We start from the raw sequence: 12,121 nt of genomic DNA, 5'->3' as shown, positions 1-12,121 counted from the left end.
GGAACAATTTTTGTTAACTTAATCAAGATGCTTGTTATACCACTGGTTATGGCATCCTTAATTTCTAGCATAACTACTTTAGATAATACAAATAAGCTTAAAAGAATAGGTTTAAAATCCATTGGATTTTTAATAGCAACTACGGTGCTCGCCACCGCAATAGGTTTGATTGTAGGAAAAGCTATGGATTTAGGTGCTGGTATAGAATTTGTAAAAGATGCTGCTTTTAAGGCTAAGGAAGTTCCTAAGTTCTCTGCTGTAATAGTAGACATGGTTCCTGTTAATCCTATAAGTGATATGGCAAATGCAAAGATGATTCCAGTAATTATATTTTCACTGCTTGTAGCAATTGCAATTAATGTAGAAAGCAACAAAAACCCTAAAACTGTTAAGCCAGTTAAAGATTTTATAAGTTCCCTTTCAAAGATAATGTTCAGTTTAACAAGAATGATAATAGAATTAACCCCTTATGGAGTATATGGTTTGATGGTTGCAGTAGCGGCTAAATATGGCATAACTTCATTATTACCTTTAGCCAAATTTATAATAGCTATGTATTTAGGCTGCCTTATCCATATTGCTTTAGTACATGGAAGTATGATTGCACTTATTGCAAGAATAAATCCATTAATATTTTTCAAGAAAATATCAGAAGCTTTAATTGTTGCTTTTACAACTAGAAGTAGTTATGGTACTCTTCCAATAACCATAAGGGTATTAACTGAAAATGTAAAAATCTCAGATAGAATTGCTAGTTTTACAGCATCCCTTGGAGCATCCATAGGAATGAATGGTGGCGGTGGAGTTTATCCAACCCTTGTAGCCATCTTCGTTGCAAGACTATTTAATATTGACCTTACTTTATCCCACTATGTATTGCTTTTTGTAACAGCAGCTATAAGTTCCATTGGAATTGCAGGTGTGCCAGGAGCAGCTACAATATCAGCAACTGTAGTTCTTTCAAGTTTGGGTCTTCCAATAGAAGGACTAGCTATGATTCTAGGAATTGATGTTGTTGTAGATATGATTAGAACTATGACAAATGTTACTGGTGCAGCAGTAGCATCACTTCTAGTTGCAAGTACTGAAAACGAACTAGATATTAATGGATTTAATAATGAAAATAATAAACAAGAGCTGGACGCAGCTTAATATATAAGAAAGGATTGATACACAATGGAAAAAATATATGTTATACACGAAAATGAGGAATGGGTATTACCACTAAGAAAAGAATTCGAGGCTTTAAATCTCCCATATGAAGAATGGTTTTTATACAAGGGAACTCTTGATTTAACTAAGACACCTCCTGTAGGAGTTTTCTATAATAGAATGAGTGCTTCTTCTCACACAAGAGATCACCGCTACGCTGCAGAATTTACTGGAGCAGTATTAGCTTGGCTTGAAGCTCACGGAAGAAGAGTTGTAAATAACAGTAATGCACTTAAACTTGAAATAAGCAAGGTGGCTCAGCAGGTTTCCTTAGAAGCCTTTGGTATTTCTACTCCAAAGACAATTGCAGCAGTAGGAAAAGATCAAATAATTAAAGCAGCTAAAGAATTTGAAGGTGCTTTTATAACAAAGCATAATAGAGCTGGTAAGGGCCTCGGAGTACAAAAATTTGCCAATATGGAAGCCTTAGAAAGTTATGTTTATGGACCAGATTTTGAGGAGCCAGTAGATGGAATAACTTTGATTCAGCAATATATTGAATCCCCTGCTCCATATATAGTAAGAAATGAATTCATAGGTGGAAAGTACTACTATTCAGTACAAGTAAATACTTCAGAAGGGTTTCAACTTTGCCCTGCTGATGCTTGCCAGATTTCAGATGCCTTTTGCCCAGTTGGAGAATCTAAAACTTCTAAATTTACAGTGCTAGAAGGCTTTGAAAGTCCTATTTTTGAAAAATACGCTAAATTCTTAGTTGCCAATGGGATTGAAATTGCAGGTATTGAAATGATAACTGATACAAATGGACAGATCTATACCTACGATGTTAATACAAATACAAATTATAATGCAGAAGCCGAAAGTAAAGTTGGAGTTTCAGGCATGGGTGCTATAGCAAAATTCCTTGGTGAAGAACTTGAAAAAGTAGTAAATAATAAATAGTAAAAACTGCTGGGTTTAAATACTCAGCAGTTTTTTTAATAACAGCTCATGTCCTTCAATAAATACTATGGTCGATTGTTGTATTCAATTAATTTTAATTCTCTAAAAAGCATTTAGGTCACTTTATTTTACTTTTTATGAATATTAAATATTATTTAATAAACTTTAACTTATTATAAATTTCTTCAGGTATATTAATATATAGATTACTTATTCCATTACTTGTATAGAGGTTTGTATTAATTACACCAATTTCATCTCTAGCATTTTTTTTTCTATTGATTAATCTTTCATATAGTTTTTCGATATTCAAAACACCGTATCCAGTTTCTGGATTTGGATAAATCTGACCCTCTTCTCTAATTGTTCCTTGTATAAGGTAACTTTTTATCTTAGCAGTATACAAATTTATATCATTTCCTTGCACTATACCCCATTGAAAAAGCAAAGCAACTACACCAGTTAAAATAGCTCCTGATACAGCTGACCCACTTACTACAATGGGCTTATTATCTACCCCTGCTGTTAAAATATTTCTAGCGGGCAAGGAAACAGAAGGAATAATTCTATTATCTGAAGTAAAGCCCCTTCCAGACTCTCTCATTAATGTGTTGTCAATTTGATTATAAGAAGAAGTAACCATTATGCCATTTGCACTTGAGGGTGTCATTAAGGTTGTATACGGAGTATACTGCACAAGACCTGTATCACCTACAGAAAATTCTTTTTGTTGAAGCCACATATTCACGGTACCATAAATAGCATATTCTTTTACAATATTTATTTTCCAAACTCCGCCTGCAGCATTTCTTATTATAAAATTAAGTCTTTGATTTCCAGTGTCCTTTTGTTCTAAGAAATACTGAACTGAAATTGAACTTTCTCCTAATGTAACACTTAACTCTTCACCATTAATATTATTAAAAGGTATTTTATTAATAGTTTCTCCTAGGGGTGAGGTGATGCCAACCGAAATTCTATCTGGCTCAGTATAATATAGAACAAAAAACAGATTCTCTTGATTCTCATCTACATTTAGATTTATTTCCTTTTCAGTTTCATCAGTTGAAAAAGTCTCCTTTAAACATATGGGGCTTCCCCCTTGATCACCGGTACTTGAAACTACCGTAAACAATCTATCTTCAGAAAAATAATTCGTAAATCTTTCCCCTACAGTGCTTCCATCATGGGCACCCAGATTAGTTCCCACTGTTATATACATCACAACTGGTTTATTTAATTTCACTTGCATTTGATGAATATATCTTTGAGAATCTACAATATCCGTACTATCATAAACAATCCCTGTATAGTTTTCAAGGGCCCAATGTGCTTTACTTATCCTACTTGCTTCATTAAGTTTTACTATAATAAACTCACACTTAGGTGCAACACTAACGGTAAGATCACTTCTCCCAAGTTTTCTACCACCAATTATAGTAGCTATTGCAGTTCCATAACCAGTTTCATCTCTATGCTTCACAATCGCATAGGGATTGTTCCCTCTAGCTCTTTCTCTTATTGCTTTATTTATGTCCTCTCTGGTGTATTCAGTGCCTTGTATAAAATTTTCAGGAATCGGACCTCCAATTTGACTTTGATCCCAAATAGAAACAATTCTTGAATTCCCGTTTTCGTCAATAAACCTAGGGTTTAAGTAATCTATTCCAGTTCCAATTATCCCAACTACAACACCTTCACCATCTAACGGTACAATACCTTTACTAATGGCGTTTAGATCCGGTAATTCATTACTTTCATTTAAGTTTAACAATGTAAATGGAAAACTTCTTTCTATATTTGTTATTTCTGGAAATTCTTTAAGAAATTCACTTAACATTCCTTCCCTTACAAACAATACTGCAAAAAAAATACCATAATCATATACTTTAGCATAGTCTATAGTATTAATGTGTCCTAAAAAATCACCAGTATATTCTACCAAATATGTTTCATAATTATCATTTAAGTAATATTGACCAGCTTCCTCTGCAGTTAGGCCTTTTTTCGCAATATCAATTCCGTTAATTAGTTCTCTACCAAATTTATTAAAAAAATCTTCACAGGAACTTGCCATATTTTCTCCCACCTTTATATTTCTATAAATTCCATAAATTAATAAATAAACATACTTAAAGTCCGTTTATTTCTATACATCTTATAATTATACTATGGCACCTACTACTGTTTTGTTCAGCATTTGTATTTAACACATTATTTAAATGAAGCTCTTTAAAATTTACATCCTTAACCTTTAAGATACTTAGCTCATTTAGTCCCTCCCTTAATTTTATTATTTATTCCTCTTACACATACATTTCTATCTTAACTTCTCTAAATTCTTTAAATTACAAAAATATAATAACTCCTTGAATATTTGTTTATATATTTGCACAATAATTCATTTTCTTCGTACATGTATTAGAAAATTCATTGTATGAATAAATTGATATTCTGTAGGGTAAAAATTCAAGAAAATAAATCTCGTTTGAGTTGGTAAAATATAAATTATAAATAAATTATTAACATTGTTATTAATTTAACACAACATATTGCAATTCACTTCCATAGATGTATAATATAATTAGTTAAATTAATAACAATGTTTTAAGGGGGTCTTTCTATGTCAAAAGTAGATAATTCTAATTTAAAGCCAGAATTCAGCGAAAAAAGAGAGAATTCTATTGGTAATATTGCTAATTCAAGTATAAAAGATGACTTAAAAAAGGATTCTAAGAGTACTGTAGAGAAGGATATTGATAAACTTGTGTCAAACGCTAAGCAAGCATATATAGACTTTTTTCCTTTTGATCAAGAAAGAATAGATTTAATAGTTAAAAATATGACAATCTCTGCCTTAGCAAAGCATAGAGAGCTTGCTAAAATGGCAGTGGAAGAAACAGGTATGGGTATTTATGAAGATAAAATTACTAAAAACATTTTTGCTTCTGAATATGTCTATAACAGTATTAAAAAATTAAAAACTGTAGGTATTGTAAATGAAAACGAAGAGGGAGATTACATGGAGGTTGCAGAACCTATTGGCGTAGTTGCAGGAGTAACTCCCACAACTAACCCCACTTCTACTACGATTTTCAAATCACTTATTGCTATTAAAACTAAAAATCCAATAATTTTCAGCTTTCACCCAAGGTCTCAAAAATGCAGTGTTGAAGCAGCTAGAATTGTAAGAGATGCGGCAATAAAAGCTGGAGCTCCTAAAAATTGTATTCAATGGATTGAAAATCCATCCATTGAAGCCTCACAAAAGTTAATGCACCACCCAGGAGTAGATATCATTTTAGCTACCGGAGGTCCTGGAATGGTTAAATCAGCTTATTCCACTGGAAAGCCTGCCTTGGGTGTTGGAGCTGGAAACGTACCTTGTTACATTGAAAAATCTGCAAATTTAAAAAGAGCAGTTAATGATTTAGTACTATCAAAATCCTTTGATAATGGAACAATTTGTGCTTCTGAACAAGCTGTTATCATAGATAAAGAAATATCGCTTGAAGTTATTGACCTTCTAAAAGAACGTAGATGCTACTTCCTAAATGAAGAAGAAATGAAAAAACTTCAAAAGATTGCTATAGATGAAAAAAGGCAATCAATGAATGCGGATATTGTTGGGCAAAGTGCTGAAAAAATAGCTAATATGGCTGGTATAGAAGTTCCAGAGGGAACAAAAATATTAATTTGTGAGCTTCAGGGCATAGGCGAGAACTATCCCCTATCAAGAGAAAAGTTAAGTCCTATTCTTTCAATGTTCATAGTTGACACCACAGAAGAAGGCATAAAACGAGCAGAAGAAATGATTAACTTCGGTGGTCTTGGACATTCTGCAGTACTTCATTCTACTAATAATAACATTATTGAAGAATTTTCAAAAAGAGTTAAAGTAGGAAGAATAATCATTAACTCCCCTTCCTCTCAAGGAGCTATAGGAGATATTTATAATGTAAATTTACCTTCTTTGACTCTAGGTTGTGGCACTATGGGAAAAAACTCAACTACTCAAAATGTTAGCGCACAAAACTTAATTAACATTAAGAGAGTTGCAAAAAGGAGAGTTAACATGCAGTGGTTTAGAGTACCAGAAAGAATTTATTTTGAGCCAGGCTCTCTACAATACCTAGAAAAACTGCCAGGAAAAAAAGCTTTTATAGTTACTGATAAATTCATGGATAAACTTGGATATGTATCAAGGGTTATGAATCATTTGAAGAAAGCTAATTTTGATGTCAATATATTCTTAGATGTAGAACCAGACCCATCTACTGAAACTGTTATGAGGGGAACTGCCCAAATGAGAAGCTTTGAGCCAGATGTAATTATTGCTCTAGGTGGTGGTTCTGCTATGGACGCTGCTAAAGGAATGTGGTTGTTTTATGAAAATCCTGAGGTTGAATTTGACGGCCTAAAATTACGATTCATGGATATAAGAAAGAGAGCGTTTAAATTCCCTAAACTTGGTAAAAAAGCAAAGATGGTGGCAATACCAACTACTTCTGGAACAGGTTCTGAGGTTACAGCCTTCGCAGTTATCACTGATAAAGCTAATAGCATTAAATATCCTTTAGCTGACTATGAGCTAACTCCTGATATAGCAATTATAGATCCAGAATTAGTTATGACAGTACCGCCTTCTGTTACTGCAGACACTGGAATGGATGTATTAACTCATGCTATAGAGGCTTATGTTTCAGTGATGGCTTCTGACTATACTGATGCCCTTGCCTTAAAAGCCATCGAATTAGTATTTAAACATTTGCCAACAGCTTATAGAGAAGGTAGTAATGCACTTACTAGAGAAAAAATGCATAACGCTTCTTGTATTGCTGGAATGGCCTTCACTAACGCTTTTCTTGGAGTAAATCACAGTATAGCTCATAAATTAGGTTCTGAGTTTCATATTCCTCATGGAAGAGCCAATGCAATAATGCTTCCCCATGTAATCAGATATAATGGAAGTAATCCAAGTAAGTTGGTATCTTTCCCTAAATATGAATATTATAAAGCTCCTGAGAAGTACCAGGAAATTGCAAAACACTTAGGATTAGATCATAGCACCCGCGAAGAAGCTATTAATAATTTAGTGGAAGCTATAAAAAATCTAATGAAAGAGCTAAATGTTCCATCTTCCTTAAGTCAATGTGGAGTTTCTAAAGCTCACTTAGATTCAGCTCTAATGGAACTTGCGGATGAAGCCTTTGAAGACCAATGTACTACTGCAAACCCAAGACTACCATTAGTTTCTGAAATTGCAGAATTGATAACTAATGCTTACTAGTATTAGGAAGCAACTTCAACATCTAAGTTATTTAATATATTAAATAACTTCCTCAAAACTTTACTAATCAAAATAAGGTAATAAATATTTTTGATATTTATTACCTTATATATTGTATAATCGTCCGTGGTTCTATTTTGCCCCATATACGAGTGAGCCAAGAAAAAGTAAAAATAAACAGCCCCTTTAGGAGCCGTTTGTGAAATTTATGCAGTTGTCAAATTCTTCAAAGTGCCTTAAACCACAGTCAGCACCCTGCCCTTATAGGTATAATGATGCCACCCATTTTACGTGTGGCCTTGACTTAAAGGCATATTTTCAAAATCTATTGCGTTTGGATATCATATATTATTTTAGAAACATTTGCAATCTTGTTATATGAATCACTTAAGTTTTTTGTCATAACTACTAATATGTAGGGCTGTTTTGTATATATTATTCCGACATCATGTACATAACTACCTGTGTTATCACCATAGTCACCAATTTTATGAGCTACTATTTCTTTTGGTACAAACTTATCTAATCTTTCATGAAAAGATGTATTCTTCATTAATTTTATAATTTTTTCATAAAAAGGATTGTTATTTGGGTTTAAATACAAAGTTTTTAAAATCTTCATAGTATCTTCCGCAGTTGAATAATTTCCATTCCTATTAATTTTGTGATTAACAATAGATTCAATAAAATCATATCTCTTGTCATTTCCAAAAAATCTTAGAAGCATATTTACAGCAACATTATCAGAGTACATAATCATTGATTCATTAATATGCTCAAAAGTTTTAGGTTCATTTAGATTTTCATAACCTATACCACCAAAACTAGCTTCATAGTCCCCTTGTTTAAAGGTCATAGTATCTTTCTCAGATAATTCACCATTGTTGATTGCCTCATATAACATCATTGACACGGGAACTTTAACTGTGCTAGCTGCTTTTAATTCAACTTTTTCGTTTATATTAAAATTTCTACCAGTAATAATGTCATAATAGCTTATTGAAGTGCTCGTTATGTCATCCCCTAAATATTCTTTTATAGATGCTAACATCTCATTAATATCCTGATCTGATATATTACCTAATTTTTTCAATTCATTAATTTTTGCGTTATGGGGAAAAAGTTCTTCATATGTAATTTCCTTTAAATCTTTAGCCTCAATTGGGTTAGTGCTAGCTATTGAAGCAATACCCTCTTCAGGATTATTATTAATTTTACTCATGATAGCTCCTAAAGATAAAATAAATACGCTTATGAAACTAATCTTGAAAAAAAGTTTTTTTATCTTCTTTCTCATTTTTTTAGTTACTTTAGTTTTTCTTAATTTTCCATGCATAAATATAATTGCCTCCCCGCTTAATCTTTAGTAACATCCCTTATTAAGTAAAGGTCACTATCCATGCTATGAATAGTATTTAACAAAAAAAGGTATATAATTCATTTTAATTTTAAGTCTCAACAACTATATGCATCATTGCTAGAGCGCCTTAATTATAAATTGTTTACTAGATTTCTAATCCACTTTTTAGATTTAAACCTCGGAAGAGAGATTGATAGTTTCACAATCTCTTCTATATATACCATGCCAACCACCATATATATTGGAAGCTTAAGTACAATTGCCCCTAAAAAAGCTAAAGGTACTCCGATTCCCCATACACTTCCCATTTCCAGTCCTAATGAAAATTTGGTATCTCCTCCACTTCTAAAAATTCCAACAATAAATAGTGCAGTTAGCATTTTTACTGGTATTATAAATGAAAATAATTTTAATATTATAGTAGTATTTTTGATTACATTGGCATCTACGTTAAATAACGATACTATAAATCCGCTAAACAAAAATACACTTATGCCAAGAATAATGCCTAAAGATAAGGAAGTCTTAATAAATCTTCTGCCAAGGATTACAGCATTATCTTCATTTTTTCTACCAATTTCATTGCCAATCATAATGGCACAGGCATTTGCAAGACCAAATGCTGTCACCATAAAAATATTCTGTACAGTGTTTGAAATTTGAACCGAGGCCACTGCATCAGTGCTAATTCTAGCGTAGGCAACAGAATACATTGTCATGCCCAAAGACCATATAAATTCATTTAAAATTACTGGATATATAGTTTTAAAAATATTAAAGATAAATTCTCTGCTTAAATCTAACATTTCATGGAGTTTAGCTGCAAGAACTCCCTTTTGTTTATATATAATTGTTACTATTAATATAAGTTCTAAAATTCTTGAAATCAATGTAGCGATTGCAGCCCCTTTGACTCCTAATTCTGGGAATCCAAACTTTCCAAAAATAAGCAAATAGTTTAAAACTGTGTTACAAATTAGTGCAGTGGCACTTGTTATCATAGGTATCTTAGGTTGTCCTATACTTCTTGATGCGAAGACATAAGCGAAACTTATACTTGTAAGAACATAACTAAAAGAAACATGCGTTAAATAATCTTTTCCAAGTGCAATTACTTCAGTGTCTTTCGTGAAAAACTTCATTATAAGTTCTGGTGCTAAAAGTGCAGACAATGTAAAGAAAATACTTGTGATTATTCCTGTTGATATGCATAATCCTAAGACTCTTCTTATATTCTTTTCATCTTTTTTGCCCCAAAATTGCGCAATAAATATGGCGCACCCACTATTTATTCCAAAAGTTATAAGTGAATATAAAAAGAAGAACTGATTAGCAAGCCCTACAGCTGCGATTTCAACTTCTCCCAAACTACCTATCATCAGTGTATCAACCATATTTAATGAAGAAGAGATTAAATTTTGTAATGTAATTGGCAATGCCAAAGATAATAAAGTTTTGATAAAGGTACGTCTATTAAGTAAATTTTTATCCATATACTATTCTCCTACTCATAAATAACTATGTCTAGAATTCCTTGTACATTATAACATAGTACTTATAGTTATTCTATAAAGTTAAGTTTTACTACGAGGAATAATCTTTAATTACATGTAGGTTTTGTTATATATTTTCAGTGTTTAAAATATAATTAATTATATGAATTAGAGAGGACGAACAAGATGAAAAGTAAAGAAGCGTATGTGGGAATTACCCTTTTTATTGTAGGATTATTATATTTTTTATTTCAGTATGATTCAGCATCTTTCTTTAAAATTCTTAAATTCTGGCCAATTTTCATTCTATTAGCTGGAGTTATGATGGAGTTCATTGCTATTTCTGATAAAAATCAAAGAACCTTTTTTATCATGTCTGGAATATTCATAGTTTACGGAATCATGTATACCATAAACATTTATAACGAATTTAACTACTTATGCACTCATATTGCTATAATGTTTTTATCTTTAAGTGTAGCCTTATTAAATTACTATATATTTCATAAAAAAAATGATTTAATATTACCTTTTATATTACTCCTAATTCTTTTATCAATTTTCACTTTTTTATTTCCAATATATGAGCAATACTTTCCAGTAATTAATATTGAAACCTTATTTCCAGTTATATTTATGATACTTGGACTTTTAATAATCCTTAAGGGCTTTATAAGATCTTAGCAAAGATGTATCTTTTTAAAATTTTAGATGATTTTAAAAATCCTATTCCCAATAAAAATCCTAAATGATAAACCCCATGAATATTATTAAGACTAAATAATATTCATGAGGTTTATTTTTATAGGTAATATAAAAATTTTTTATATGCAATACTGAATAAAGTAATTTATTAAAACTATTTTCTTCAAATTAAATATATAATTCTTTCATGTAAGTAACAATAGGTCTATTTGTTAAGTTTGCTTAGTTCTACGGCAATCTTGGCCCCGAGCTTTGCATTATTATAAACTAGTTGAATATTTGCTTCTAAACTCTGACCTTTGGTAATTTCTTTAACTTTGGATAAAAGGAATGGAGTACTTTCTTTTCCTTTGATACCTTTTTCCTCTGATTCTCTTAACGCTTCATTAATAGCATCATTTATTTCATCAAAGTTCATAGCAAATTCCTCAGGTATTGGATTGGCAACTACTACTCCCCCACTTAATCCTAAATCCCATTTAGCTTTAAGTGATCTTGCAAGAGTTTCTTCACTTTCAACTTTATAGTCAACTTTAAATCCTGATTTTCTTGTATAGAAAGCTGGTAATTCATCTGTTTTATATCCAACTACAGGTACACCTTTTGTCTCTAGGTATTCAAGTGTTAGTCCAATATCTAAAATTGATTTTGCTCCAGCACATACTACTGCTACGTCAGTCATTGAAAGTTCTTCTAAATCAGCTGAAATATCGAAAGTTTCAGTAGCTCCTCTATGAACTCCACCAATTCCACCTGTAGCAAACACTTTGATTCCAGCTAAATCTGCAATTATCATGGTAGATGCTACAGTGGTTGCACCATTTAACTCATTAGCTACTATAAATGGGATATCTCTTCTGCTTGTTTTAGCTACATTTTTTTCTTTGCCCAAAAACTCAATTTCTTCTTCAGTTAATCCCACTTTCAGCTTACCATTTAATATAGCTATAGTAGCTGGAACTGCCCCATTGTCTCTAATGATTTTTTCAACATTAAGAGCAGTTTCAACATTTTTAGGGTAAGGCATACCATGTGATATAATTGTTGATTCCAATGCAACCACTGGTCTTCCTAATTTTAACGCCTCTTCCACATCTTTGTTAATATCTAAATATTTTTCTAACATATTCCTGTCTCCTTTAATTTTTTATTTACATT

At 31.7% G+C, this 12,121-nt stretch carries 8 protein-coding genes; 4 read left to right on the top strand and 4 right to left on the bottom strand.

All coding sequences use genetic code 11. The features are described 5' to 3' along the window. Positions 1–1,152 (top strand): dicarboxylate/amino acid:cation symporter (locus RR409_RS15315; protein ID WP_332558641.1); only part of this gene is annotated, 1,152 nt, incomplete at its 5' end. 24 nt (positions 1,153–1,176) lie between these two features. Beyond that, positions 1,177–2,115: a hypothetical protein gene (locus tag RR409_RS15310; RefSeq protein WP_332558640.1), complete on the top strand. Its 939-nt coding sequence runs from the start codon at positions 1,177–1,179 to the stop codon at positions 2,113–2,115. 151 nt (positions 2,116–2,266) lie between these two features. Here RR409_RS15310 and RR409_RS15305 read toward each other — a convergent pair whose 3' ends face one another. Then, positions 2,267–4,192, bottom strand: coding sequence for a S8 family peptidase (locus RR409_RS15305; RefSeq protein WP_332558639.1), 1,926 nt, complete (start codon positions 4,190–4,192; stop codon positions 2,267–2,269). A gap of 546 nt (positions 4,193–4,738) precedes the next feature. On the opposite strand from RR409_RS15305, the gene adhE reads away from it, so the two are divergent. Continuing rightward, complete coding sequence (gene adhE, locus RR409_RS15300; RefSeq protein WP_332558638.1) at positions 4,739–7,405, top strand: bifunctional acetaldehyde-CoA/alcohol dehydrogenase; 2,667 nt, start codon at positions 4,739–4,741, stop codon at positions 7,403–7,405. 325 nt (positions 7,406–7,730) lie between these two features. Here the strand turns inward: adhE and RR409_RS15295 are convergent, their stop codons facing one another. Together RR409_RS15295 and RR409_RS15290 are read right to left on the bottom strand one after the other, a co-directional pair. Further along, positions 7,731–8,741, bottom strand: coding sequence for a serine hydrolase (locus tag RR409_RS15295; protein WP_332558637.1), 1,011 nt, complete (start codon positions 8,739–8,741; stop codon positions 7,731–7,733). A 155-nt stretch (positions 8,742–8,896) separates the two neighbouring features. After that, positions 8,897–10,258 (bottom strand): MATE family efflux transporter, encoded by a 1,362-nt coding sequence (locus RR409_RS15290; RefSeq protein WP_332558636.1) that lies wholly within the window; start codon positions 10,256–10,258, stop codon positions 8,897–8,899. 186 nt (positions 10,259–10,444) lie between these two features. Here RR409_RS15290 and RR409_RS15285 point away from each other — a divergent pair, with 186 nt between their 5' ends. Further along, positions 10,445–10,942 carry a hypothetical protein gene (locus tag RR409_RS15285; RefSeq protein ID WP_332558635.1) on the top strand — a complete coding sequence of 166 codons (498 nt, stop codon included), beginning with the start codon at positions 10,445–10,447 and terminating at the stop codon, positions 10,940–10,942. A 226-nt stretch (positions 10,943–11,168) separates the two neighbouring features. Here RR409_RS15285 and RR409_RS15280 read toward each other — a convergent pair whose 3' ends face one another. Continuing rightward, complete coding sequence (locus RR409_RS15280) at positions 11,169–12,089, bottom strand: pseudouridine-5'-phosphate glycosidase (protein ID WP_332558634.1); 921 nt, start codon at positions 12,087–12,089, stop codon at positions 11,169–11,171. Between the last annotated feature and the right edge of the window lie 32 nt (positions 12,090–12,121).

The sequence above is a fragment of the Clostridium sp. genome (assembly GCF_036642255.1).
GTDB lineage: Bacteria > Bacillota > Clostridia > Clostridiales > Clostridiaceae > Clostridium_J.
This window is presented reverse-complemented; position numbering and strand designations above follow the sequence as displayed.

Excerpts from the sequence above, each read along its gene's own strand:
- RR409_RS15310 (WP_332558640.1), top strand. The coding sequence starts at position 1,177 with ATGGAAAAAATATATGTTATACACGAAAATGAGGAATGGGTATTACCA.
- RR409_RS15305 (WP_332558639.1), bottom strand. The coding sequence starts at position 4,192 with ATGGCAAGTTCCTGTGAAGATTTTTTTAATAAATTTGGTAGAGAACTA.
- adhE (WP_332558638.1), top strand. The coding sequence starts at position 4,739 with ATGTCAAAAGTAGATAATTCTAATTTAAAGCCAGAATTCAGCGAAAAA.
- RR409_RS15295 (WP_332558637.1), bottom strand. The coding sequence starts at position 8,741 with ATGCATGGAAAATTAAGAAAAACTAAAGTAACTAAAAAAATGAGAAAG.
- RR409_RS15290 (WP_332558636.1), bottom strand. The coding sequence starts at position 10,258 with ATGGATAAAAATTTACTTAATAGACGTACCTTTATCAAAACTTTATTA.
- RR409_RS15285 (WP_332558635.1), top strand. The coding sequence starts at position 10,445 with ATGAAAAGTAAAGAAGCGTATGTGGGAATTACCCTTTTTATTGTAGGA.
- RR409_RS15280 (WP_332558634.1), bottom strand. The coding sequence starts at position 12,089 with ATGTTAGAAAAATATTTAGATATTAACAAAGATGTGGAAGAGGCGTTA.